Consider the following 23612-nt stretch of genomic DNA (forward strand, 5'->3'; position numbering starts at 1 on the left):
GGCGAGCAGACCCCAGCATAAGTCGACCCCGGGTCCGGTACTTGTAAACGGACCCGGGGTCAGGTTAACGTCGCCGCCATGACGACACACCCCGCCACAGAGAAGCCGCACGCATCGGCGACCGACGTGTTCACCCGCTCCCTCGACCTGCTGCTCGCCAAGGACGTCGACGGCTGGGTCGGCCTGTGGGCGCCGGACGGAGTCTTCGAGTTCCCCTTCGCGCTCCCCGGAGCCCCGCAGCGACTCGTGGGCCGCGATGCCGTAGGCGACTACATGGCCGACTATCCCGACCACATCGACCTGCGGAGCTTCGAGGACCTGACCGTCCACCGCACCGACGACCCCGCGACGATCATCGTGGAGCTGCGCGGCACCGGCCGGGCGGTCGCCACCGGACGCCCCTTCGACATGCCGTACATCCAGGTCGTCACGGTTCACGAGGGCCGCATCACGCGCTTCCGCGACTACTGGAACGGCGCACTGGTGGCCGACGCCTTCGACGGGGAGATCCCCGTGGGCGCCGCCCGCTCCGGAGAGGACCGATGACGATGCGCTTCCTGATCACCGGCGGTACGGGCACCACCGGCCGCCGCGTGGCGGCAGCCCTGGACAGCCAGGGCTTGTCCGTACGCACCGGGAGCCGTACCCCGGCGCCGGGCACCGGCCAGGTCCGCTTCGACTGGGCCGACCCCGCCACGCACGGCCCCGCCCTCACCGGCGCGGCCGGCGTCTACCTCGTGCCGCCCATCGGGGACGCCGCCCCGGCCCGGCTGATGGTGCCGTTCCTGGAGCGCGCACTGGAGGCGGGTGTGCGCCGCTTCGTGCTGCTGAGTTCCTCCGCCATCGCCGAGGGGGACCCCGGGGCGGGCGAGGTCCACCGGGCGCTGCGCCAACTGGCCCCGGAGTGGGCGGTGTTGCGCCCCTCGTGGTTCATGCAGAACTTCGTCACCCCGGGCCACCTGCACGTCGAGAGCATCCGCACCGCGGATGAGATCGTGACGGCCACCGGGCGCGGGCGGGTGGCGTTCGTCGACGCGGACGACATCGCGGCCGTCGCCGTGCGGGCCCTGACGGACGAGCGGCCGCACAACGCGGCGCATCTGATCACCGGTCCGCAGGCGCTCGGTTACTCGGATGTCGCGGCGGCTGTCTCCAAGGTCTCGGGGCGCGACATCTGGCATCGCTCCGTCCCGGTCGCGGAATTCCGCGAGCGGCTCTTGGCCACGGGGATGCCCGAGGCGTTCGCCGAGGTCCTCGCGGCCATGGACGAGGCCATCGCGCACGGGTCCGAGGACCGCGTGGACCCCGCCGTCGAGCGGATCACCGGCCGGGCGGCCCGCAGCTTCGCGGACTTCGCCGCGGAGAACGCCGCCGCGTGGGCTCCCGCACCGTAATAACCGCGAAGGCGAGAACCGCGAAGGCCCGCGGCACGGCGTCACTCACACCGGCGCGAGCGGCACCAGCGCACAGGCCCGGGCGACCTCGTCCAGCGAGAGGCCGAGTGCGAAGGCCAGCGCCGACACGGTGAAGAACGCGGGCGTGGGCGCCCGCCCCGTCTCGATCTTGCGGAGCGTCTCGGCGGAGAGCCCGGCGCTCGCGGCCACCTCCACCATGCTCCGCTCACCACGCGCGGAACGCAGGAGCCGGCCGAGCCGCTCGCCGCGTTCGCGCTCTTCAAGGGTCAGGGGGGTCCGCACCATGCGGTCAGTCTAGTCCGTAGCCACCCAGAAGACCATTCTCATACCGGTATAGTTATTGGCGTAATCGCCGGGCGGGCCGGAAGGCCCGCCCGGTCCTGACTCAGCCGGGACGCACCACCATCGCCGACCCGCCACCGCGACGCGTCTTCTCCGCCGCGGCCAGCCACTTGCCGCCCGGCAGCCGCTGCACGCCCGTCGCGGCCCCGATCTCCGGGTTCTGCTTGAAGGAGTGGCCGATCGCCTCCAGGTCGGCCCGCAGCGGGCTGTCCCAGAGCCCCGGCTCCAGCTCGGTCTGCGCGGCGTTGCGCTGACTCGCCCGCGGCGCGGCGATCGCGTCGACGAGGGGCAGCCCCCGGTCGACGAACCCGGTGAGGGTCTGCAGCACGGTGGTGATGATCGTGGCACCGCCGGGCGAGCCCAGGGCTACCAGCGGCTTGCCCTTCTCCAGGACGATCGTCGGCGCGATCGAGGACCGGGGCCGCTTGCCCGGACCCGGCAGGTTCGGGTCGTGCACGGCCGGGTCGGCCGGCGCGAAGGAGAAGTCGGTCAGTTCGTTGTTGAGCAGGAACCCGCGTCCCGGCACAGTGATCCCGCTGCCGCCCGTCGACTCGATGGTCAGGGTGTAGGCGACGACGTTGCCCCACTTGTCGGCAGCCGTGAGGTGCGTCGTGTTCTCGCCCTCGTACGTGGTCGGCGCCGCCTTGTCACCGGACCCGCAGTGTGCCGGGTTCCGCGGGTTGCCCGGCGCGAGCGGGCTCTTGAGGACCGCGTCGTCGCGGATCAGGCACTCCCGCGAGTCGGCGAACCGCTGCGAGAGGAGCTCCTTCGTCGGTACGTCCTCGAAGGCGGGGTCGCCCACCCACCGCCCGCGGTCGGCGAAGGCGACGCGGCTGGCCTCGATGTACCGGTGCAGGTACTTCTTCTTGGAGGCCTTCGAGAGGTCGGTCCGCTCAAGGATGTTGAGCGCCTCGCCGACGGTCGTGCCGCCGGACGACGAGGGAGCCATCGAGTAGACGTCGAGCCCCCGGTAGGAGGTCTTCGTCGGCGCCTGCCGCTTCGCCGCGTACGCCTTCAGGTCCTTCGCCGACAGGTCACCGCGCCGGGCCAGCCGCCCCGACGCCGGGTCCACCGGCGGCTTGTTCACGGTCCGTACGACGTCCTTGCCGATGTCGCCCCGGTACATCGCCCCGACGCCCTTGCGCCCCAGTTCCTCGTACGTCCGGGCGAGATCGGGGTTCTTGAAGGTCGAGCCGACCACGGGCAGCGCGCCACCGGGCAGGAACAGCTTCGCCGTGTCCGGGAAGTCGGCGAACCGGGCCTGGTTCGACTCGGTCTGCGAGCGGAAGGTGCCGTCCACGGTGAACCCGTCGCGCGCGAGCCGCTCCGCGGGCTTCAGGAGCGTGCCGAGCCGCTTGCTGCCCCACTTGTCGAGGGCGGACTGCCAGGTCGCGGGGGTGCCGGGGGTGCCCACACCGAGGCCGCTGGTGACGGCGTCCGCGAAGGGGATCGGTTTGCCGTCCTCCAGGAAGAGGCCGGAGTCCGCGGTCCGCGGGGCCGTCTCGCGGCCGTCGATCGTGCTCACCTTGCCGCTCTTGGCGTCGTAGTGGACGAAGTAGCCACCGCCCCCGACGCCCGCGGAGTAGGGCTCGGTCACGCCGAGGGCCGCCGCCGTGGCGACCGCCGCGTCCACCGCGTTACCGCCCTTCTTCAGGACCTCGATCCCGGCGGCCGACGCGTCCGCGTCGACGCTGGAGACGGCACCGCCGTAGCCGACGGCCACCGGCACCTTCGGCGGGGACTGCGAAGCCTGTTCAGCCGAGCGCGGAGACGAAGGGGGCGCGGCCGCACCGACCGACACCAACACCCCTCCGACCGCCAATAGCGTCAGATTCCGTACGACAGCACGACGCATTCGTACCTCCAGTCAACAACCGTCCGCGCAGCGTAACTTCGGTCCACCCGCCACGTCAGGACCCCCTCGAACACGGGTCCTAGAGCCCGCTAGCATGCGCCCCCATGACTGACGACGTGCGCACCATCGTCCTCGGCCTGATCGCGGCCGGCCTCGGCGCCGTGCTGGGCTGGCTCGCCCGTACCTACCTCTGGCGGCGCAAGCTCCGCCGCAAGCAGGCCTTCTTCGGGTTGCCCGACAACTCCGAGTCGCTGCTCGTAGTGAACCGCGAGGCGGGCGGCCCCGAGCTGACCGTCGTACGCCACGACGTGTTCGCGCTCCTCGAACTCGCCGCGCTGATCAAGGACTGCGGCGCGCACGCCCAGCTCGTCGCCCATGACGCCGCCCAGCAGAGCTTCGGCGAGCGCACGGAATTCTGCGTCGGCTCCCCGGCCGCGAACCGCCGGATGGCCGCGCACATGCACTCCCTGCTGCCCGGCGTCCGCATCAACACCGACCCGGAGCCGGGCCCGGACCGCGGCGCCTTCCAGATCGGCGGCGAGCGGTACCGCATGGAGGGCGGCATCACGGAGTACGTGATCCTCGCGCGCCTCACCGCGGGGCAGGACCAGGAGGCGAGACCGGTCTTCGTCTTCTGCGGCCAGCGCGCGATCACCAACCAGGCGGCCACCCGCTACCTCGCCCGCCACCACGAGCGCCTCGCCCGCAAGCACGGCGCCAACACGTTCGTGCTGCTCCTGAAGGTCGTCAACTCCCAGGCGTACGGCGCCGACGTCGTCGAGCTCGTCGGGGACGTCACGCGCGCGGCCCAGACCCCGGCCCCGGCGGTCGCACCGCCGCGCAACTCCCACCGCGCGAAATAGGCACCTGGCCGCCCGGCGCACATCCGGCCTCTGTGACCTATTCGGCAATTCAGGGCAAGAGGCAACCCACCGGGACCTTTGCCCCTCTCTCCGTGCAGTTCCACATTCGCACGGAGGTACGTTCCCTTGAGGCTCCTGAGCTCGACGAGTCGCCGACGCCCCATACGCACCCGCCACACCGGGGCCGCGGTCACGGCCGCGGGTCTCGCGGCCCTTGCCGCCGCGCTGACCGCCTGTTCGGGCAGCACCCCGGCAGCCGCCGACACCTCGACGAAGAAGCCGGACATATCGGTCAACCTTCAGGGCAAGCAGGCCAAGGCGGGCTCCCCGGTGAAGGTGAAGCTGGCCGACGGCAGGCTGAAGCAGGTCGAGGTCACCGACCCCGAGGGCGCGAAGCTCAGCGGCAAGGTCGCCGCGAACGGCACCACCTGGACCTCGGACCGCAAGGCGGTGCCCGGCACCTCGTACAAGGTCGAGGCGACCACGGACAAGGGCGGCAGCGCGCGGACCTCCTTCAGGACGGCCGCCCCTGAGCAGGTGAACAAGCTGTCCCTGACGCCCGGCAAGGGCACCACGGTCGGCGTCGCGCAGCCCCTCTCCGTCGTCTTCGATCACCCGGTGAAGAACAAGGCCGAGGTCGAGAAGCACCTGAAGGTGACGACCTCGAACGACACGACCGGGTCCTGGGGCTGGATCAAGAACTACGACGGCAAGGACCGCGTCGACTGGCGCCCCAAGGAGTACTGGGAGTCCGGCACGAAGGTGAAGCTCGACGCCCGCCTCGGCGGCATCGACTCGGGCACCGGCGGCGGCTGGTTCGTCCGTGACTACGTCACCGGCTTCACGGTCGGCAAGAGCCAGAAGGTCAAGGTCGACCTCGACAGCAAGCAGGCCACGCTCGTGCGCGACGGCAAGAGCGTGAAGACCGTCCCGATGTCGGCGGGCACCCCCGGCGGCGACAAGGCGTCCTGGGGCGGCACGTCCGTCCTGATGGCCAAGGAGGGCACGATCAACATGCGCTCCGAGACGGTCGGACTCGGCGACGCCTACGACAAGATGGTCGACAACTCGATGCGTCTGACCTGGTCGGGCATGTACGCGCACGCGGCCCCGTGGAACGCCTCGCACTTCGGCAACACCAACCACAGCTCGGGCTGCATCGGCATGAGCGACGGCGACGCCTCCTGGCTCTACGGCCAGGTCCAGGTCGGCGACCCCTTCGAGGTCTCCGGCAGCGGTTCGAAGGGCGTGCCGGACCCGGGCAACGGCTACGGCGAGTGGAACATCTCGTGGGCCGACTGGCAGGCGAAGAGCGCGCTGAGCTGACGCTCCACCGCGCTGAAGTAGACAGCTCAACAACTGAAGTAAACAGCTCAACAATCGTTACCGGTGCGTAACTTACCGACGGGTTACCCCGGGTAAACCCTCGCGGTTACCGTCGGGTCACTTTGCTTGCACGAGTAAGGAGTGACCCGTGGGACAACCGCGCAAGGCACTGCGTACGACCACCGTGGGCGCCGCGTCGGCGGCTCTCGTCGCCGGCGCCGCCTTCGGCCTCGCCCCGGCCGCCCAAGCCGCCCCGGCAGCCGCCCCACAGGCGGCGAGCTCCACGGACGTGCGCTTCGTCGACATCCCCGGCGACGGCGGCACGATCCTCAAGGCCAACGTCTTCAGCCCCGAGGGCGCGAAGGCGGGCGAGAAGTTCCCGGCGATCGTGCTGCCCACCAGCTGGGCCATGCCGCAGGTCGAGTACGTCGCGCAGGCCCAGAAGCTCGCGAACTCCGGCTATGTCGTGGTCAGTTACAACTCGCGCGGCTTCTGGCAGTCCGGCGGCGAGATCGAGACCGGCGGCCCCGAGGACATCGCGGACGCCTCCAAGGTCATCGACTGGACCCTGGCGAACACCCCGGCCGACCCCGCGAAGGTGGGCATGGGCGGTGTCTCGTACGGCGCGGGCATCAGTCTGCTCGCCGCGGGCCACGACAAGCGGATCAAGGCCGTGGCCGCCCTCAGCGGCTGGGGCAACCTCATCGACTCGATCTACAGCGGCCGCACCCAGCACCGCCAGGCAGCCGGGCTGCTCGGCGGCGCGGGCGCCCTCACCGGCCGCCCGAGCCCCGAACTCCAGCAGACCCTCGAGGACTTCCTCGCGTCCGACCTGGACAAGGAGGACGAGATGATCGCGTGGGGCAAGAAGCGCTCCCCCGCGACGTACATCGACCAGATCAACAAGAACGGCGCGGCCGTCATGCTCGGCAACGCCTGGGGCGACACGATCTTCCCGCCCAACCAATACGCCGCGTTCTACGAGCAGTTGACCGGGCCCAAGCGCCTCGAATTCCGTCCCGGCGACCACGCGACCGCCGAGCTGACCGGCCTGCTCGGGCTGCCGAACGACACCTGGACCTCGACCCAGCGCTGGTTCGACCGCTACCTCAAGGGCGAGAAGAACGGCGTCGACAGCGAGCAGCCCGTCCAGCTCAAGTCCCGCTCCACCGGCGGCTACGAGGGCTATCCCGACTGGAAGTCCGTCGGCGCGACGAAGAAGAAGATCGACCTGGCGGGCTCCACCACGCTCCGCACGAACGTCGACTCGGGCGCCAACGGCGGCACCGTGCTGCTCTCGAACGCCCTGGACCAGTTCCTCAAGATCCCGCCGGTGGCCTCGATGCCGCTGCTCCCGCGGCGCTACGCGGGCGTCTGGCAGTCCGAGAAGTACGACACGGCTCAGCGGGTGCGCGGTACGGCGAAGCTGCACACGACGCTCACCAGCACCAAGGAGAGCGGCACCCTCGTCGCGTACCTCTACGACGTGGGCCCGCTCGGCCTCGGCAAGCTGGTCAGCAACGCGCCGTACACCTTCCACGGCAAGACTCCCGGCCGGCCGTTCGGCGTGGACCTGGAGTTGTTCTCCACGGCCTACGACGTACCGGCAGGCCACAGACTCGCCCTGGTGGTCGACACGGTCGACCCGCTCTACATCGAGCACAACCCGTCCGGCGCGCAGCTGACCTTCTCCTCGCCGGCGTCCGACCCGTCTTACGTGTCGGTCCCGCTGCGCGAACAGTGATCACCGGCTGCTGCCGGGTGGGCCCTGGCCCCTTTAGCTACTGCGGACCCGGCAGCAGCGTCCCTGGTTCGGCCGGGGCCACATCAGCGGCCTCGGTCTTGGGATTGCGCCGCTGTCGTTTGGACACCCACTGGGCGAACCACGAGAGCAGCATGCACATCCCGATGTAGATCGGCGAGATCACCAGAACCACGGGGATGAAAGGTAGATCGTAGTCGAGGTTCGACGCGATCAGCTTCCCGGCGTGGAGGAACTCCTCATAGGTGATCAGATAGCCGAGCGACGTGTCCTTCAGTGCCACCACCAACTGGCTGATGATGGCGGGCAGCATGGCGCGCACGGCCTGCGGTACGAGGACGTGTGTCATCACCTGCGTCTTGCGCATCCCGAGCGCGTATGCCGCCTCCCGCTGGCCGCGTTCCACGGAGTTCACGCCCGAACGGAAGACCTCGGCGAGCACCGAGCCGTTGTAGAGCGTGAGCCCGGTGACCAGGGCCGGCAGCGGCTGGACCTTCAGCGCCACGAAGACGAAGAAGATCATCACCAGGACCGGCATCGCGCGGAAGAACTCCACGAGGAGCGTGGCCAGCCAGCGCACCGGCCGGTGGTCGGAGAGCCGCCCCATCGCGAGCAGTCCGCCGAGCGCGAGTGCGAGCACCGCGGAGATGGCGAAGGCCTTGAGTGTGTTGCCCAGACCCTTCAGGAGGAGTTCCTGGATGCCCTTGTACTCGAAGGGCGTCCACTTGGTCGCGGTGAACTGGTCGGTGTCGAAGAGCAGATAGAGGAGCCAGCCGACCAGGGCGAGGAGCACCAGGGTGGAGAGGAGCCCGTAGAGCTTGTGCCTCCGCTCGGTCTTGGGGCCCGGTACGTCGTAGAGGGCGGTGGATTCGTGGGAGAGGGCTTTCATCGGGCGACTCCCCAGCGCTTCTCGAGGACATTGAAGACGGCGCTGATGGCGAGGGTGATGATCAGGTAGCCGACGGCGATCCAGACGAACGTCCAGATGATGTTGTAGCCGAGCTCACTGAGCGTCTTGTACGTGCCGAGCAGTTCGGTGACGCTGAACGCGCCCGCGATGGCCGAGTTCTTGGCGAGGGCGATGAGGGTGGAGCCGACCGGCGGGATGACGGACCGGAAGGCCTGCGGGAGCACGACCATGGACAGTGTCTGTCCGAAGCTCATCCCCAGGCTGCGGGCGGCCTCGCCCTGGCCCTTGGGGACGGTGTTGATGCCCGAGCGCAGTGCCTCACAGATGAAGGCGGAGGTGTAGCAGCCGAGCGCGAGGACGGCGAACACCTTGAAGGGCAGGACGAGTCCGAAGCGCGGCAGCCCGAGCAGCACCGCGAAGAAGAGCAGCGTGAGCGGGGTGTTGCGCAGGATGGTCACCCAGGCGGTGCCGAACGCCCGGAAGGAGCCGACCGGTGCCACCCGGAACGACGCCATGACGAACCCGAGCACGAGGGCCAGGATCGAGGCGTAGACGGTGAGTTCGACGGTGCCGACGAACCCCTTGCCGAAGGTGGAGAAGTTGTCTGTCAGTACGTCCACGACGCCTCCTCAGCTCGCCGGGTAGCGGTCGATGGCGGGTGGCTTCGGCGCCGGGACCCCGGAGAGTCCGAGGGTGGCGTCGTAGGCCTTCTTCCAGTCGCCGTTCTTCTCCCGGGCGGCCAGGGCGTCGTCGACGGCGAACCGCAGGGCGTTGTCGCCCTTGGGGACGCCGATGCCGTAGGGCTCCTCGGAGAACGGCTTGCCGACCACCTTGAGCTCGTCGGGCACCTTGGCCGCGTACCCGATCAGGATCGCGTCGTCGGTGGTGACGGCGTCGACCTGGTAGGTCAGCAGGTTGTCGACACAGACCGAGTAGGTGTCGTACGCGACGAGCGTCGCCTTCGGGTAGTCCTTCTGGATGCGCTGGTAGGGGGTCGAACCGGCGGCCGAGCAGACTTTCTTGCCGTTCAGGTCCTGCGGCCCCTTGATGCCGTCCTCGTCGGAGCGCACGAGGAGACCCTGGCCCGCCATGTAGTAGGGACCGCCGAAGCCGACGAGCTTCTTGCGGAGGTCGTTGATGGTGTAGGTGCCGACGTAGTAGTCGATCTGCCCGTTCTGCAGGGCGGTCTCGCGGTTCGCCGACGCGATCGTCTTGAAGGTGATCGACGTGGGTGCGAAGCCGAGCGAGGCCGAGATCATCTTGGCGATCTCGATGTCGAAGCCCGAGTACGCCCCCGTTGCGGGGTTCTTCTCGCCGAGGAAGGGCTGGTCCTCCTTGGCGCCGACGACGAGGTGACCGCGCCGTTTCGCCTTCTTCCAGGTGCCGGAGTCCGGCAGCGTGAAGCCCTTCGCCACCTGGTATTTGGGCAGTTCGTCGGGCTGTGGCCCCTTCACCGGGGGGCTGCCTTCCTTGCCGCAGGCGGTCGCGGCGCAGGCGGCGAGGACGAGCGCCGCGAGCAGACGTGTCGTACGCATCATGGCCGGCCCCCCGTCAGTGCTTCAGGATCTTGGAGAGGAAGTCCTTGGCACGGTCGCTCTCCGGGTTGCTGAAGAAGTCCTCGGGGGCCCGGTCCTCGACGATGTGGCCGGCGTCCATGAAGACCACCCGGTTGGCGGCCGACCGGGCGAAGCCCATCTCGTGGGTGACGACGACCATGGTCATGCCGTCGCGGGCGAGTCCCTGCATGACCTCGAGCACTTCATTGATCATCTCGGGGTCGAGGGCCGAGGTCGGCTCGTCGAAGAGCATCACCTTGGGCTCCATGGCGAGCGCGCGTGCGATGGCCACGCGCTGCTGCTGGCCACCCGAGAGCTGTGCGGGGTACTTGTCGGCCTGTGTCGCGAGGCCCACCCGTTCCAGGAGCTCGTGGGAGCGCCGCGTGGCGTCGTCCTTCTTCTTGCCCCGCACCTTGACCGGCGCGAGGGAGACGTTCTGCAGCACCGTCTTGTGCGCGAAGAGGTTGAAGGACTGGAACACCATGCCCACGTCGGCACGGAGCGAGGCCAGTGCCTTGCCCTCTTCCGGAAGTGGCTGCCCGTCCAGTGCGATGGCTCCCGACTGGATCGTCTCCAGCCGGTTGATCGTCCTGCAGAGCGTTGATTTCCCCGACCCTGACGGGCCGATGACCACGACCACCTCCCCCTTGCCGACGGTGAGGTTGATGTCCCGCAGGACATGCAGCTCCCCGTAGTACTTGTTCACATCACGCAGCTCGATCAGAGGATCGACGGCCATGCCCTGCCCTGCCCACTCTCGGCGGTGTCGGTCCGCGCAAACTATCCACGTGAAAACGGGACTTACTGGACGACACGCACTTATGGGCATTAACCGTATTTGCAGTTACTTCATCCCGCGGCTATGCCTCCGACGCCTCCGCGTAGACCTGGGACAGCTCGGGAGCACCCGTCACCGCCCAGTCGAGCCCCGCCTCCACCACCTGGATCTCCCGCCCCGAGGCGAGCCGCACGACGGGGCTGCCGCCGGGCCAGACGTGCCAGGTGGTGCCGGGCACCGTACGGACGATGACCGAACCCAGGTACAGGCCCGCGTCGTTGCCGAGCCACGGAAGGAGCTCAGGGTCGTCGCGCCAGCGCGGCAGGAGCTGATCGAGCGCGGTCAACGAGCCCGGGGAGTCGTCGAGTTCGAGCCCGGCGGAGGCCGCCTGGGAGCGCAGCAGCTCGCATTCGGCGAGGAGCTCGGCCACTCCGGCCGGGTCCCGGTCGAACGCCGAGGCGAGTCCTGGGCTCCGGTCGGCGGACTGCTCCCTGCGCCACCTGCCGAAGAAGGAGATGTTCATGATCGGCCTCTCCGTAAGGGTGTGTCTGCTCCCCGGTCCAACGAATGTAACTTGCGTAAGTTGATCACGGAATCATGCGAATGGCGCCACGCGGGGGCGAACTGCCGGAGCGCGTCGGCGAGTAGCACGCGCTCCCATCAGGGGCCCGGGCGGCATCCGGGCGGGCGCCGCCCACCGGGCTACGGCATCTCGGCGAGTTCGGGTCATGTTCACGCGCACCTCATTGACGCTGCTCCCCCGCCTCCTTAGCTTCATGGCGCACCCGTCGTCACGTCAGCTTCAGCCAAGGGGAGGGGTCTGGTGTGCGCCCACACAGCTCGCGTACCTCGCGTACGTCACGCATGTCACGGGTCTGGGGAGCGGCCGCCGTGCTCGCGGTACTCACGGGCGCCGTACCCGTGGCGGCGGCGCAGGCCGCCCCGCACAGACCCGGGCCGCTCCCCCTGGAGCGGCTCTTCGACAACCGGGCGGTCAGCGACGACGCACGGCCCGGCGACGCGGACTTCGACGGTTCGGGAAGCTCCCTCTCGGCGCGGGACCTGACGGCGGCGGGCTGGACGCCGGGCCGCTCGCTCGCCGTGGACGGGGCGCGGCTCAGCTGGCCCACAACGCGCCCCGGCCGGGCCGACAACGTGCGCACCGACGGACAGTCCGTGCGGGTGCGCGGACGCGGCGACGCCCTGGCGTTCCTGGTCGCGGGCACGGGCGGCGACGCGAGCGGCGCGGGGACGGTGCGCTACCGGGACGGCTCGAAGGGGGCGTACCGCCTGACGGCACCGGACTGGCGCTCGGGCCCGCTCGCCACGAAGGCGGTCGCGTTGCCGCACGTGAACACTCCGGGCGGCCAACTCGTCGAGAAGGCGCGGCTGTACGTCGTGACCGTACCGGTGGCGCGCGGGCGCGAGGTCGCCTCGGTGACCCTGCCGAAGGATCCGGGCGCCCCCGATCTGCACGTCTTCGCGCTCTCCGTGCGGCAGCCGGCCAAGGGGTGGACCGGCAGCTGGTCGGCGTCGACGGCCGGGTACACGGCGGTGGGCCCGTGGGCCGACCGGACCGTGCGGCTCGTCGTCCACACCAGCACGGGCGGGCCGCGGGTGCGGATCCGGCTCGACAACACGTTCGCCTCGGCGCCGGTACGGATCGGGAGCGCGACGGTGGCGGTGCAGGAGTCCGGGGCGGGGGCGCGGGGCGAGCCGCAGCCGCTGTCCTTCCGGGGCGAGGCCGGCACCGAAGTCCCGGCGGGGGCGCAGGCGTTCAGCGACCCGCTCGACTTCGACGTGCCCGAGGACACGAATCTCCTGGTGAGCTTCCACCTCCCGGAGACGGTGACGACCGCGCCCGTGCACAGCCAGGCCATTCAGCGCTCGTACGTGAGCGGCCCCGGCGACCACGCGGCGGAGGGCTCCCCGGCGGCGTACACCTCGACGATCACCACATGGCCGCTGCTCACGGGGGTCGACGTGGCCGGCGGGCCGGGATCGGTGGTGCTGCTCGGCGACTCCATCACGGACGGCGTGAAGTCGACGCAGGACGCGAACCACCGCTGGCCCAACGTCCTTGCCACACGGCTGCTCCAGCAGGACGAGGTGCCCCGCTTCGGAGTCCTGAACCAGGGGATCTCGGCGAACCGGGTGATCGCGGACCGCTACCCCGGCGACGGTGTCTCCACCGACACGGGCGGCGTCAGCGCGCTGCACCGCCTGGACCGTGATGTGTTCGCCCAGACCTCGGCCCGTACGGTCGTCGTCTTCGAAGGCGTCAATGACGTGCGGTGGGGCGCGACGGCGGATCAAGTCACCGCCGGGATGCGGGAGATCGCCGAGCGGGCCCGCGCGCGGGGCCTGCGGGTGGTGGCGGCGACGATCGCGCCCTGCCAGGGCGAGTCCCTGTGCACGGCCGCGGCGGACGCGGAGCGTGTGAAGGTCAACGACTACCTGCGGGGCGGCGACGACTTCGACGCCGTCCTGGACTTCGACGCGGTGCTGCGGGACCCGGCGAATCCGTCGCGGATGCTGGCCGCGTACGACAGCGGGGACCATCTGCATCCGGGGGACGCGGGGCTCGCCGCGCTCGCGGAGTCGGTGGATCTGCGGGAGCTGGGGCCGTAGGACGGGGGCGGGGGCGGCGGCGGCGGGGAAGGTCTTCCGCCCGGCCAGCGCCCCGTACCCCGTACTACTTCACTTCACGTCGAGGTCGACCACGACCGGCGCGTGGTCGGACGCGCCCTTGCCCTTGCGCTCCTCACGGTCCACGTACGAGTCCGACACGGCCTTCGTGAACGCCTCGTTCCCGTACACCAGGTCGATGCGCATCCCCCTGTTCTTGGGGAAGCCGAGCTGGCGGTAGTCCCAGTACGTGAAGGGGTGGTCGTACTTCAGGGGCCGCGGCACGACGTCCGAGAGCCCCGCCTCCCGCAGCGCGGCGAGCGCCGCGCGCTCGGCGGGCGTCACATGCGTGGCGCCCTCGAACAGGGCGGGGTCCCACACGTCCGCGTCGGTCGGCGCCACGTTGAAGTCGCCGAGGACCGCGAACGGCCGCGCGCCCGCCGCGTCGGCGGCGACCGCGCCCTTCAGCGCCTCGAACCACTGCAGCTTGTACGCGAAGTGCGCGTGGTCGACCTCGCGGCCGTTCGGCACGTACACCGACCAGACGCGCGCGGGGCCGCAGGTGGCGGAGATCGCGCGGGGCTCCTGGACCCCGTCGTAATCGGGACCGCCGGGCAGCCCGGTCGTCACGTCCTCGAGGCCCACCCGGGAGACGAGTGCGACGCCGTTCCACCGGCCTGTCGCGTTCACCGCCGACTCGTAGCCGAGCTCGCGCAGCTCGTCGGCGGGGAACTGCTCCGCGGTGGTCTTGGTCTCCTGGATGCACAGCACATCCGTACCGCTGCTCTCCAGCCAGGCGAGCAGCCTCGGCAGCCGAGCGGTGATCGAGTTCACGTTCCAGGTGGCAATGCGCATGCCTCACAACCTACCGGGCGCCACTGACAGCCCCGGGTCCACCGGTCACAACTGGGCGGACTCCCCCGGTGTGAGCCGCAGGTGCTCCGCGCCGCCGAGGGACCCGATCTGCGAGTCGTAGATGGGCCGGGCCAGGTCCGTGAGCAGCGCGTCGTGGATGTCGTAGGCACGCTGGGGCTTGAGCTCGCGCACGTAGTCGATGACCTCGGAGATCTTGCTCCAGGGCGCCATCACCGGCAGCATCAGCGTGTCCACCGGCTGCTCGGGGACGGTCAGCGCGTCGCCCGGATGGAAGACCGAACCGTCCACCAGATAGCCGACATTGGTGATGCGCGGGATGTCCGGGTGGATCACGGCGTGCAGCTCGCCGTGCACCTGCACGGCGAACCCGGCGGCCTCGAAGGTGTCGCCGTGCCCGACCGTGTGCACCCGCCCCGGGAAGGCCGCCGAGATCTTCTCCGCGACGGAGCGCAGGGTCCAGATCTCGGCGCCGGGGTTGGCTTCCATGCCGGCCCGCAGCCGGTCCTCGCTGAAGTGGTCGGGGTGCTCGTGCGTGACGAGGATCGCGTCGGCGCCGAGCGCCGCGTCCTCCTCGCTGAAGGCGCCGGGGTCGATGACGAGACTCCGGCCGTCCCGCTCCAGGCGGACACAGGCGTGTGTCTTCTTCGTGAGCTTGATGCGCTTCGCGGCAGTCGTCATGCCCCCATCCTGCTACGCGTTACGCCTGGGGAGTGGTTTCCTCACGGATCACGGCCTGGGCGACCTTGAAGGCGGAGTTCGCCGCGGGTACTCCGCAGTAGACGGCTGCCTGGAGCAGCACTTCCTTGATCTCCTGCGGGGTGAGGCCGTTGCGCAGGGCCGCGCGGGTGTGGAACGCCAGCTCGTCGAGGTGGCCGCCCGCGACGAGCGCGGTGAGGGTGACGCAGCTGCGGGAGCGCCGGTCCAGGCCGGGCCGGTTCCAGACCTCGCCCCACGCGTAGCGCGTGATGAGCTCCTGGAAGTCCGTGGAGAAGTCGTCGGCGGCGGCCAGCGCCCGGTCGACGTGGGCGTCGCCGAGGACCTCGCGGCGGACCTTGATCCCCGCTTCGTACGGGTCGGGGCGTCCGCCGCCCACGGCCTCGGGCTGCTCCGTGGGGCCGATCTCGGCGACGGGGAAGACGGGCGTCGGCGGGGCGATGACCGGCTTGACGGGCGGTGCGCTGATCGCGGCGTGCGTCCCGGTGGCGTCGGGCCCGAGCTGCCAGGCGGTGGAGAAGTGGCGTACGAGGAGGTCGGTGACGGCCGCGGGCTGCTCGACCGGGGCGAGGTGGGAGGCGCCGGGCACCACGGCGAGACGGGCGTCCGGGATGCCGGCGACGAGGGTGCGGGCCTCGCCCTGCCCGGTGACCTGGTCCTCTGACCCGACCAGGACGAGCGTGGGCACGCCTATCCGCCCGAGCTCGGCGCGCACGTCGAAGGCGGCGAGGGCCTCGCAGGCCGCGATGTAGCAGCCCGGGTCGGTCGTCCGCACCATCTGTACGGCCCAGTCGGTGATCGCGGGCTGCGCGGCGGCGAAGCCGGGCGTGAACCAGCGCTCGGGGGACGTACGCGCGATGGGGTCGAGGCCGTTGCTCCGCACGATGACCCCGCGCTGGCGGAACTCGTCGGCGCTGCCGAAGCGCGGCGACGCGGAGATCAGGGCCAGGGAGGCGACGCGCTGCGGGTGGCGCAGGGCGAGCTCGGCACCGATCGCGCCGCCGAACGCGCAGCCCGCGTACCCGAAGCGCTGTACGCCGACCTCGTCGAGGGTGGCGAGCAGCCGCTGGGATATCTCGGCGACGGAGCCGGCCGGGTGGGCCGGGGCGCCCCCGTGTCCGGGCATGTCGAAGCGGAACACGCGCCACTGCTTGACCAGCTCGGGTACTTGCCTGTCCCACATGTGCCATGTGGTACCCAGCGAGGGACCCAGAATCAGGACAGGAGCATCTTCCGGCCCGTCAAAGCGGTACTGCAGGGTGTTCTTCGGTGTCTCGCTCACTCGCCCGACCCTCTCATCTGTCACGACAGCCCCTATGAGCGGGGTCCTGGCTGTAGCTGTTTGACCAGGTGGAAGACCTCTCGGGCAGCGTAGCGTTTGAGGCAACGGACCTGCCGACGTCCCGAGGAACGCTCGACGGGGCTCACCCCGCACAAGGCAGCGAGCAGCTGAGGGGCATGACCTTCCACCCGCCGGGTCAGACGAGCATCCACATCCCGGATCTGCTCGGAGAGCCGGCCGATCCGGTCAGCCAGCAGCCCCAGCGTGATCCAATTGGCCTGCAGCACCGACTCCTCGCCTGCCCCCTCGTGACTGCTCACGTCGGTGAACCGCGCACAGGTACGCAAGAGTTCGGCATTGCCCAGTCCGGCCAGTTCCTCCCGCAGGGCGGGATCGGCGGTGACGAACACGGCCTTGAGCTGGTTGATGGCCTGGCTGCGGGCTTTCACGGCCGACGCCCTCGTGAGCTTGTACATCCTGGCGATCTGCACCGACCCATCGCCCGATTTGGCCCGAGCACAGGCCCGCCCGCTCAGCACAGCTCGCGCCGCATTCTGGGCATCGAGTGGATCCGATTTGCCGCGCCTACGGCGATCGGCCCGGTCCATCCAGTTCACGTCAAACACATCCACGCCCTCTCCTGGGGTAGCGACCGTTTCGGTGACGACGAGGCGAGGGCGCGACGCCGGGTTCATCGACGGCGGGAGTCGAGCAAGGGCACTGGCGGGGACAGGAAGGGGCAGGGTCTGTTACGCCCCCTGCCCGCCCGTAGACTCCGGGCCCTGAAGCCGCGCGCCTCAGGGCGCCCCGCGCGAAAGGGATCGTCCCGGAACACCCTGCTGCGGGGTTCATACGAGCACGGTTGAGCGTTGGCGAGAGTACTGAACAGCCTTGACCGGCATGACTCGGGCAAGCTCGACTGGGCCGTACGTAGACACGCTGTTCAACGAACAGGAAGGTCAAGTCGCTCGCCAGGAAGTAGCCGCCCTGACACATTGATCAGTGCACAGCTCCGGCCGCGCGTACGTCGGCGAGCGCCTGCCGTGCCAGCGGGCCGAAGCCCTCACTGTTGTCGGTGCCGATCCACTGGTCGTAGGCGATCTCCCAGGCGAGCGCGCCCAGTTGCGCGGCCACACGCGCGGTCAGGCTCGGGACTCCGCGGCGGTTGAGGGCCTCGATCATCGAGGCGGTGAGCTCGATCCTCTTCAGGGCTTCACGTTCGCGCAGTTCTGTATTGGCGTTCAGCACGGCCTGGCGCCGGCCGCTGAACTCGCGGCGGTCGGCGGTGAAGAACGTCCGGCCGAGCGCATCGAGGGCCTCCGCCACCGCGTCGAGCGGCTCGGACTCCGGCGGCGCCGAGGCGATCCCTTCGACGAGCAGACCGGCCACCGTGCCCCCGCCGAAGAGCACCTCGCGCTTGTCCGGGAAGTACCGGAAGAACGTGCTCTTGGTGAGCCCGGCGTGCTCCGCGATCTCGATCACGGTCGTCTTCTCGTAGCCCTGCTCCTCGAAGAGGTCGAGGGCAGCGGCGGCGAGTCGTCCTGGTGCGTCGGGTTGCCAGCGAGCCATGGGAACAGTGTACGGGACTTGGTCCCATCACTGGTGTACGGTCGATAAGACCAAGTCCCATCACTGGCCAGGAGAGGTCACCCATGAGTAGAGCTGTCCGTTACCGGCGATTTGGCGGTCCCGAAGTACTGGAGCTGCAGGAGATACCCGAGCCGCACGCCGCGCCGGACGAGGTTCGCGTCCGGGTCACGGCCGCCGGGCTGAATCCGATGGACTGGCAGATCACCACCCAGCCCGACATGGCGGCGCGGTTCGGCATCACGTTGCCGGCCGGGTTCGGCAGCGACTTCGCCGGAGTGGTGGACGAAGTGGGCGCCGAAGCCACCGGATTCGCGTCCGGCGACCGGGTGTTCGGGGCGGCGATCGGCCGGTCCGTCGCGGATTTCGTGCTGGTCAAGACCCCCGCCGCAGACCTGTGGCCCACCCCGGATGGCATCGGCGACGAGGTGGCGGCCACGCTTCCGGTGTCCGGTCTGACGGCCTCCGCCGCGCTCGCCGCGATCGAACTCCGCGCCGGAGACACCGTCCTGATCGGTGGAGCGGCGGGTGGCGTGGGCATCTTCGCCGTGCAGCTGGCGAAGCTTGCGGGTGCCCGAGTGATCGGCACCGCATCCGAGGGCACGTTCGGATTCCTGCGCGGGCTCGGCGCCGAACCCGTGGCCTACGGCCCTGGCCTGGCGGACCGGGTGCGGGCCCTGGCGCCCGAGGGGATCACCGCCGCAACCGACCTGTTCGGAAGGGAGGCGGCCGAGACCGCCCTCAAGCTCGGCGTGACACCCGAGCGGATCTCCGTCGTAGCCGACGGCCCCGCCCCGCCGCCCGGTGTCAGCAAGGCGGGCGCCCTCGACGCGGGTCCGGGCGCCCTGGAACGGATCGCCGACGCGATCCATGCCGGCGAGATCACGGTTCCGATCGCGGCGACCTTCCCGGTCGAACAGATCCGCGAAGCCGTGACGACGCAGGCCGAGAGGCACGTTCACGGCAAAATCGTGATCGCCCTGTGCGACAAGCCCTAAATAGGGTCGGTGGCTTCCACTCCGTTTCCCGCCCCCGACCCTACTCAGTCAGGGGTGGAGGGCGTCGCGCAGGGTGCGTACCTGGTCGGTGAGGTTGTGTTCGCTGATGCGGGCCTGGGGGAAGAGGAGGTCAAAGCCGTGGACGGCGCCGGGGACCTGGACGAGTTCGGTGGTGACGCCGGCGGCTGACAGGCGTGCGGCGTAGTCGCGGCCCTCGTCGCGCAGCGGGTCGATCTCGGCCACGGCGATGTAGGTGGGCGGCAGGCCGCTGAGATCGGTGGCGCGGATCGGGAAGGCGTACGGGTCGGCGTGGCCGTCCTTCGCGTAGTACTGCACGGCCAGTTCCAGCGCGCCCCGGTTGAAGACCGGGGTATCGGTGAACTCCCGTGCCGAGGCGCTGGTCAGACTGCCGTCGAGGCTGGGGTAGGTCAGGGACTGGAAGAGCAGGTGCGGGCCCGCCTGGTCGCGGGCACGCAGCACGGTGGAGGCGGCGATGTTCCCGCCGGCGCTGCCGCCGGCCACCGCGATGCGCGTTGGGTCTCCGCCGAGTTCGGCCGGGTTGTCGGCGATCCAGGTCAGGGCGGCGTAGGCGTCGTCGGCTGCGGCCGGGTAGGGGTGCTCGGGGGCGAGGCGGTAGTCGACGGAGACGACGACGGCGTGGGCGTCGCGGGCGTAGCGCAGGGAGCGTCCCTCTTCGGCCTCGGGGGATCCGTAGGTGAAGGCGCCGCCGTGTATGTAGAGGATCATCGGCAGGTCTTCGGAGGTGTCGGGGCGGTAGACGCGTAGTCGCAGTTGTCCTGCGGGGCCGGGGATGTACAGGTCTCGCACCTTGACCTGGTCGTCGACGGGGGTATCGGGGTGTGCGCGCAGCAGTGCGTAGCGCTGGGGGTCGGCGAGGACGGCGTCCAGGCCGTGGACGGGGAAGACGCCGGTGTCGGCGGTGTCGAGCAGGGTCTGGATCTCGGGATCGACAGCGGGGGCAGTCATGGCTGGATAGGTGCCTTTCGGGTGTTCGACCGGGTGCTGCCCGGTCTGTTGTGCGTCTGTTGTGCGGGCTGTTGTGCGGAACTGACATCAGTCTCTGCCGATCACGAGCGGCACAGAAGTGGCCTGAGAGCCACTATGTGCAACTATTGGGCCATGACTGTTGCGACGCCGCATCATGTGGCCGTCCTGGCCCTCGCACCGGTGGTGGCCTTCGACCTGAGCATCCCGGCCCAGATGCTTGCCTCGGTCGAAACCCGCGCGGGCACCGCGGCCTACGAGGTACGCACCCTCACCCCGGACGGGGCCCCGGTACCGACGGTGAACGGGTATGGCGTCACGCCGCAGGGCGACCTGTCCCTGCTGGAGCACGCCGACACGGTGATCGTCGCCGGCACCCGCTGCCCGGAGGTACTGGACGCCGGCGCGGTGGATGCCTCCGTCGCCGAAGCGCTGCGCCGTGCGGCCCGGCGCCGCGCCCGGGTGGTATCGCTGTGCACCGGCTCGTTCGTACTCGCGGCCGCCGGCCTGCTGGAAAGCCGCCGGGCCGCGACCCATTGGCGCTATGCGCAGCAGTTCAGGCGGCTCTTTCCCGCAGTCGACCTCGACACCGACCCGCTCTACATCGCCGATCGCGGGATCCTGACGTCAGCCGGTGGTGCGGCCGCCATCGACCTGTGCCTGCACCTGGTCCGGGAGGACCACGGCAGTTCCGTGGCGAACCGGGTGGCGCGGTACAACGTCGTCGCGCCCATGAGAGACGGAGGGCAGGCACAGTACATCGAGCACCCGGTCCGGGAGGACGCGGGCACTTCAACGGCCGGGGCGCGGACGCTGATGACGGAACACCTGGATCGGCGACTGTCCCTCAAAGACCTCGCGGCCCACTGCCACATGAGCGTACGGACCTTCACCAGGCGCTTCCGACAGGAGACCGGACTCTCCCCGGCCGAATGGCTCGCCTCGGCCCGCTTGGCACACGTACGCCATCTGCTGGAGTCGACCGAACTGCCTGTTGACGACATCGCCGCCAGGGCCGGCCTGGGCAGCGGCACCAACCTGCGGCAGCACATGCGCACCGCCCTGGACATCACCCCGTCCGCCTACCGCAGGGCATTCCGCTCGGCCACCACCGCCTTCGCACCGCCCCTCTCCGAGGACCAGCGGGGCCGGTCCGCAGGCACGTGACGCCGTTCGGCGCGGGGTGCCCCGGGAACACGACCGCTTGCACCGGGAGTCGGCGGCGCCGAGAGGCCGCGGAGCGCGGGCGGTGCGTCGGCGTTCCGGTCAGCGCGCGTGGCGCAGCGACGCGCGCTTGATAGTGAGGTGGGATCAGTCAGTCATTGGTCAGGCTGCTCGCCAGGGGGCCGCGAACCAGCAGGCTAGACGCCCCTTCACCTGAGTCAGACCCCAAACCCGGGACAGCACCCATCCATCCTCCCGCCCATCGCAGCATCCCCACCCACACACACTGAGCATGCTCACTCCCAGCTCAAGGAACATCCTCAACCTGACTCCGGCCGATCGATATACGGCACACGGGCCCACACCGTGGTTCAAGTTCCTCCACGACCGATACGGCTTCTCCACGGCTGCGCCACGAGGCAGGGCACCACAGCGCGGGCATTCGGACCGATCCACAGCAGGACCCGGCCGAGTGGCTGCCCCCGGCAGCCGACGCCCACTGCACCTACGCCACCGACTAGGTCTCCACCAAACCCCGCTGGAAGCTCACCGCCAACAAACTCAAGACCCAAACGCTGAACGAGATCGCCGCCAACTGCCCCCCATCGACACCACGCCAGCCAACGCACCCACCGACACCGGCAACGCCTAAGACTGGTAGCGGGAGTAGCGGCGGTGGCCGCCCGCCGAGCGCAGCGGCGTGATCAGGCGTGCTTCGCCGATGGCGCGCAGGAAACCTTGTGTCGTGCCGAGCATGTCGGCGGCCGGCCCATGGTGTAGGCGGGGTAGTCGTCGTCATCGAGACGCCCGAACGAATCGTCTGCTGTCATCTGCACCTCTCTGTGGAACACGTGGAGGGGCCCGGGTGCCGTATGGCACCCGGGCCCCGAAGGAACTGCTACACCATCTGCCGACCCTGATACTGCGTCGGCCTACTGTTTCCGCAGACCCGACCAAGATGCTGTCGGGGCTGCCCGGATCGCGGTTGCTTGACCGGAGACCACCTCACTAACGATGTCCTGCGGTACCCGGGCTCAAGACTCCACCCGGGCGATCCTGATGGCGCTCAACTCCTCCGTTTCTTCCCTCTTGGATCAATCACTTACCTACTGCTGGTGATGCGAACTACTGGTGGCCTGTATCAGCGCCACTCTTCGGCAGCCAGCCCCGTCGCCCCTCCTGCATCTGCTCTGGCTTAGAACCCCACTGCCGAACCTCCCGGTGCGCGCGCCCGCAGCCGACGCCTTCACCGAGGTGCTGCTCACTTGCCTTCACTGCTGGGTACTGCGAACTGCACTTACAGATACTGCACTTGCGTGTACTGCGGTCCTGCTCACGGAGGCCCCTGATCACTGCGGGCCGCCCGGTCCGGTCGTCAGTCCCGTCGCCGTCCTGCAACCGCTCTGGCTTCGGAACTCCACCACCGCACCGTCCTGCGAACTGCACTTGCGGGTACTGCTGCCCGGCAGTTCGTCTCTGCCAGGCCCTGCTCGATCTCGGCTACGAGAGAAACCATAACCACACCACCACCCAATGTCTACTCCAGCCGACATAGATTTCCGTGTGTTCGATGGTGAGGTAATCGCCTTCGAATGCCGAGAGTCGGGCGTGCGCATGGGCGTCGCTGCCGGGACTCGAGTACTGCTCCGGTAGTCAGCTCCGGCCGGCCCCGGCCGCCGCCGCGGGCACGGGCCGAGCCGGTCAGTAGGTGGCCAGGGAGATGGCGGTGTAGTGCGCGGTGAAAGCTGCCACGGTCAGCGCGTGGAAGACCTCGTGGAAGCCGAACCAGCGGGGTGAGGGGTCGGGCCGCTGGAGGGCGTAGACCACCGCGCCCGCGCTGTAGAGGAGGCCGCCGACCACGATCAGGACGAGTACGGCCACTCCGCCGGCGTGCAGGAAGTCGGGCAGGTAGCGCACCGGTGCCCACCCCAGGATCAGGTAGCACGGGGTGTACAGCCAGCGCGGAGCTGCGACCCACAGGACCCGGAAGATGATGCCGGCCAATGCGCCCGCCCATACGATCCACAGCAGCACGGATTGCTGGTCCGGCGGGAGGAGGAGCACGGCCAGGGGGGTGCAGGTGCCGGCGATGATCAGGAAGATGTTGGCATGATCGAGGCGCCGCAGAAGAGCCTCGCCGAGCGGCCCCCAGGTGCCGCGGTGGTAGATGGCGCTCGTGGCGAACAGCAGCCAGGCGGTGACCGAGTACACGGCGCAGGCCAGGACCGCCTGCGGAGTATCGGCCAGGCAGATGAGTACGACGCCTGCGATCAGCGCGGCAGGGACCATTCCGGCATGGAGCCAGCCACGCAGTCTCGGCTTGATCGGTTCGACCAGTTCGGCCGCTCGCTCCACCACAGCAGCAACCGAGTGGGCCTCATCGCCCGCATCGCCACCTTGTGATCCGCAGGTCAGTCCGCCCTCATCGCGCTCTCCACGCGCTGAGGCAAGGTGACTGCATTCGACCTCAGCGGCGTCGCGGGACACAGCTTCCCGGCCTCTCCCGGGCTCCTGGGCGTCAGTGGCAACCATGCGGTCATGCTAAAAGATC

22 protein-coding genes and 1 pseudogene are annotated in these 23612 nt (G+C 69.7%); 8 read left to right on the forward strand and 15 right to left on the reverse strand.

The genetic code is table 11. From position 1 onward, the window contains the following. Nucleotides 1-78: 78 nt before the first annotated feature. Entirely contained in the window at nt 79-546 is a 468-nt protein-coding gene (locus AB0E78_RS29345; RefSeq protein WP_361838547.1) for a nuclear transport factor 2 family protein, read from the forward strand. Continuing rightward, a complete protein-coding gene (locus AB0E78_RS29350; protein ID WP_361838550.1) occupies nt 543-1394 on the forward strand; it encodes an NAD(P)H-binding protein in 852 nt (283 codons plus the stop codon). The genes AB0E78_RS29345 and AB0E78_RS29350 overlap by 4 nt, the downstream gene beginning before the upstream one ends. 45 nt (nt 1395-1439) lie before the next feature. Here AB0E78_RS29350 and AB0E78_RS29355 read toward each other — a convergent pair whose 3' ends face one another. Both AB0E78_RS29355 and ggt read right to left on the reverse strand, forming a co-directional pair. Beyond that, nucleotides 1440-1700, reverse strand: a complete 261-nt coding sequence (locus tag AB0E78_RS29355) for a helix-turn-helix transcriptional regulator (protein WP_361838553.1) — start codon at nt 1698-1700, stop codon at nt 1440-1442. Nucleotides 1701-1800: 100 nt separating this feature from the next. Continuing rightward, nucleotides 1801-3612, reverse strand: coding sequence for a gamma-glutamyltransferase (gene ggt, locus AB0E78_RS29360; RefSeq protein ID WP_361838556.1), 1812 nt, complete (start codon nt 3610-3612; stop codon nt 1801-1803). Nucleotides 3613-3716: 104 nt separating this feature from the next. Here ggt and AB0E78_RS29365 point away from each other — a divergent pair, with 104 nt between their 5' ends. The 3 genes from AB0E78_RS29365 (at nt 3717) to AB0E78_RS29375 (ending at nt 7545) form a co-directional block, all read left to right on the forward strand. Continuing rightward, nucleotides 3717-4475, forward strand: a complete 759-nt coding sequence (locus tag AB0E78_RS29365) for a hypothetical protein (RefSeq protein WP_361838559.1) — start codon at nt 3717-3719, stop codon at nt 4473-4475. Nucleotides 4476-4637: 162 nt separating this feature from the next. Beyond that, a complete protein-coding gene (locus tag AB0E78_RS29370; RefSeq protein WP_361839164.1) occupies nt 4638-5801 on the forward strand; it encodes an Ig-like domain-containing protein in 1164 nt (387 codons plus the stop codon). A gap of 148 nt (nt 5802-5949) precedes the next feature. Continuing rightward, nucleotides 5950-7545: an alpha/beta fold hydrolase gene (locus tag AB0E78_RS29375; RefSeq protein ID WP_361838562.1), complete on the forward strand. Its 1596-nt coding sequence runs from the start codon at nt 5950-5952 to the stop codon at nt 7543-7545. A gap of 37 nt (nt 7546-7582) precedes the next feature. Here the strand turns inward: AB0E78_RS29375 and AB0E78_RS29380 are convergent, their stop codons facing one another. The 5 genes from AB0E78_RS29380 to AB0E78_RS29400 all read right to left on the reverse strand — a co-directional run bounded on the left by AB0E78_RS29380 (nt 7583) and on the right by AB0E78_RS29400 (nt 11330). Then, complete coding sequence (locus AB0E78_RS29380; protein ID WP_361838564.1) at nt 7583-8452, reverse strand: amino acid ABC transporter permease; 870 nt, start codon at nt 8450-8452, stop codon at nt 7583-7585. Then, nucleotides 8449-9093 carry an amino acid ABC transporter permease gene (locus tag AB0E78_RS29385; RefSeq protein ID WP_361838567.1) on the reverse strand — a complete coding sequence of 215 codons (645 nt, stop codon included), beginning with the start codon at nt 9091-9093 and terminating at the stop codon, nt 8449-8451. The genes AB0E78_RS29380 and AB0E78_RS29385 overlap by 4 nt, the downstream gene beginning before the upstream one ends. Before the next feature lie 9 nt (nt 9094-9102). After that, a complete protein-coding gene (locus tag AB0E78_RS29390) occupies nt 9103-10008 on the reverse strand; it encodes a glutamate ABC transporter substrate-binding protein (RefSeq protein ID WP_361839166.1) in 906 nt (301 codons plus the stop codon). Nucleotides 10009-10024: 16 nt separating this feature from the next. Next, nucleotides 10025-10768: an amino acid ABC transporter ATP-binding protein gene (locus AB0E78_RS29395; RefSeq protein WP_361838570.1), complete on the reverse strand. Its 744-nt coding sequence runs from the start codon at nt 10766-10768 to the stop codon at nt 10025-10027. 121 nt (nt 10769-10889) lie between these two features. After that, complete coding sequence (locus AB0E78_RS29400; RefSeq protein ID WP_361838573.1) at nt 10890-11330, reverse strand: DUF6278 family protein; 441 nt, start codon at nt 11328-11330, stop codon at nt 10890-10892. A gap of 341 nt (nt 11331-11671) precedes the next feature. Between AB0E78_RS29400 and AB0E78_RS29405 the strand changes: the two genes are divergently transcribed. After that, nucleotides 11672-13438 carry an SGNH/GDSL hydrolase family protein gene (locus tag AB0E78_RS29405; protein WP_361839169.1) on the forward strand — a complete coding sequence of 589 codons (1767 nt, stop codon included), beginning with the start codon at nt 11672-11674 and terminating at the stop codon, nt 13436-13438. Between the two features lie 69 nt (nt 13439-13507). On the opposite strand, the gene AB0E78_RS29410 is transcribed toward AB0E78_RS29405, so the two are convergent. From AB0E78_RS29410 to AB0E78_RS29430, 5 genes are all read right to left on the reverse strand, one after another. Next, the gene (locus AB0E78_RS29410) at nt 13508-14290 is read right to left on the reverse strand and encodes an exodeoxyribonuclease III (RefSeq protein ID WP_361838575.1); all 783 of its coding nucleotides are present in this window, start codon (nt 14288-14290) and stop codon (nt 13508-13510) included. 45 nt (nt 14291-14335) lie between these two features. Next, a complete protein-coding gene (locus tag AB0E78_RS29415; RefSeq protein WP_361839172.1) occupies nt 14336-14968 on the reverse strand; it encodes an MBL fold metallo-hydrolase in 633 nt (210 codons plus the stop codon). A 40-nt stretch (nt 14969-15008) separates the two neighbouring features. Beyond that, nucleotides 15009-16307: a 4-carboxymuconolactone decarboxylase gene (gene pcaC / locus AB0E78_RS29420; protein ID WP_361838578.1), complete on the reverse strand. Its 1299-nt coding sequence runs from the start codon at nt 16305-16307 to the stop codon at nt 15009-15011. A 32-nt stretch (nt 16308-16339) separates the two neighbouring features. After that, nucleotides 16340-16939, reverse strand: a complete 600-nt coding sequence (locus AB0E78_RS29425) for a hypothetical protein (RefSeq protein WP_361838580.1) — start codon at nt 16937-16939, stop codon at nt 16340-16342. Nucleotides 16940-17306: 367 nt separating this feature from the next. After that, entirely contained in the window at nt 17307-17876 is a 570-nt protein-coding gene (locus AB0E78_RS29430; RefSeq protein WP_361838583.1) for a TetR family transcriptional regulator, read from the reverse strand. Nucleotides 17877-17959: 83 nt separating this feature from the next. On the opposite strand from AB0E78_RS29430, the gene AB0E78_RS29435 reads away from it, so the two are divergent. Next, nucleotides 17960-18892 carry an NADP-dependent oxidoreductase gene (locus AB0E78_RS29435; RefSeq protein WP_361838586.1) on the forward strand — a complete coding sequence of 311 codons (933 nt, stop codon included), beginning with the start codon at nt 17960-17962 and terminating at the stop codon, nt 18890-18892. Between the two features lie 48 nt (nt 18893-18940). Here the strand turns inward: AB0E78_RS29435 and AB0E78_RS29440 are convergent, their stop codons facing one another. Beyond that, nucleotides 18941-19879 (reverse strand): alpha/beta hydrolase, encoded by a 939-nt coding sequence (locus tag AB0E78_RS29440; RefSeq protein WP_361838588.1) that lies wholly within the window; start codon nt 19877-19879, stop codon nt 18941-18943. Nucleotides 19880-20032: 153 nt separating this feature from the next. Between AB0E78_RS29440 and AB0E78_RS29445 the strand changes: the two genes are divergently transcribed. Continuing rightward, nucleotides 20033-21064: a helix-turn-helix domain-containing protein gene (locus AB0E78_RS29445; protein ID WP_361838591.1), complete on the forward strand. Its 1032-nt coding sequence runs from the start codon at nt 20033-20035 to the stop codon at nt 21062-21064. A gap of 651 nt (nt 21065-21715) precedes the next feature. Here the strand turns inward: AB0E78_RS29445 and AB0E78_RS29450 are convergent. Then, nucleotides 21716-21891 (reverse strand): annotated as a pseudogene (locus tag AB0E78_RS29450) (MerR family transcriptional regulator); the annotation flags it as partial. 871 nt (nt 21892-22762) lie between these two features. Further along, nucleotides 22763-23416: a hemolysin III family protein gene (locus AB0E78_RS29455; RefSeq protein WP_361839174.1), complete on the reverse strand. Its 654-nt coding sequence runs from the start codon at nt 23414-23416 to the stop codon at nt 22763-22765. Nucleotides 23417-23612: the final 196 nt, after the last annotated feature.

This window comes from Streptomyces sp. NPDC032198, from assembly GCF_040636975.1.
In the GTDB taxonomy this organism is placed as follows: Bacteria; Actinomycetota; Actinomycetes; order Streptomycetales; family Streptomycetaceae; genus Streptomyces.

What these genes read in the sequence shown, in the direction of transcription:
- AB0E78_RS29345 (WP_361838547.1), top strand. Translation starts at nt 79, where the DNA reads ATGACGACACACCCCGCCACAGAGAAGCCGCACGCATCGGCGACCGAC.
- AB0E78_RS29350 (WP_361838550.1), top strand. Translation starts at nt 543, where the DNA reads ATGACGATGCGCTTCCTGATCACCGGCGGTACGGGCACCACCGGCCGC.
- AB0E78_RS29355 (WP_361838553.1), bottom strand. Translation starts at nt 1,700, where the DNA reads ATGGTGCGGACCCCCCTGACCCTTGAAGAGCGCGAACGCGGCGAGCGG.
- ggt (WP_361838556.1), bottom strand. Translation starts at nt 3,612, where the DNA reads ATGCGTCGTGCTGTCGTACGGAATCTGACGCTATTGGCGGTCGGAGGG.
- AB0E78_RS29365 (WP_361838559.1), top strand. Translation starts at nt 3,717, where the DNA reads ATGACTGACGACGTGCGCACCATCGTCCTCGGCCTGATCGCGGCCGGC.
- AB0E78_RS29380 (WP_361838564.1), bottom strand. Translation starts at nt 8,452, where the DNA reads ATGAAAGCCCTCTCCCACGAATCCACCGCCCTCTACGACGTACCGGGC.
- AB0E78_RS29390 (WP_361839166.1), bottom strand. Translation starts at nt 10,008, where the DNA reads ATGCGTACGACACGTCTGCTCGCGGCGCTCGTCCTCGCCGCCTGCGCC.
- AB0E78_RS29395 (WP_361838570.1), bottom strand. Translation starts at nt 10,768, where the DNA reads ATGGCCGTCGATCCTCTGATCGAGCTGCGTGATGTGAACAAGTACTAC.
- AB0E78_RS29400 (WP_361838573.1), bottom strand. Translation starts at nt 11,330, where the DNA reads ATGAACATCTCCTTCTTCGGCAGGTGGCGCAGGGAGCAGTCCGCCGAC.
- AB0E78_RS29405 (WP_361839169.1), top strand. Translation starts at nt 11,672, where the DNA reads ATGTCACGGGTCTGGGGAGCGGCCGCCGTGCTCGCGGTACTCACGGGC.
- AB0E78_RS29410 (WP_361838575.1), bottom strand. Translation starts at nt 14,290, where the DNA reads ATGCGCATTGCCACCTGGAACGTGAACTCGATCACCGCTCGGCTGCCG.
- AB0E78_RS29430 (WP_361838583.1), bottom strand. Translation starts at nt 17,876, where the DNA reads ATGGCTCGCTGGCAACCCGACGCACCAGGACGACTCGCCGCCGCTGCC.
- AB0E78_RS29435 (WP_361838586.1), top strand. Translation starts at nt 17,960, where the DNA reads ATGAGTAGAGCTGTCCGTTACCGGCGATTTGGCGGTCCCGAAGTACTG.
- AB0E78_RS29440 (WP_361838588.1), bottom strand. Translation starts at nt 19,879, where the DNA reads ATGACTGCCCCCGCTGTCGATCCCGAGATCCAGACCCTGCTCGACACC.
- AB0E78_RS29445 (WP_361838591.1), top strand. Translation starts at nt 20,033, where the DNA reads ATGACTGTTGCGACGCCGCATCATGTGGCCGTCCTGGCCCTCGCACCG.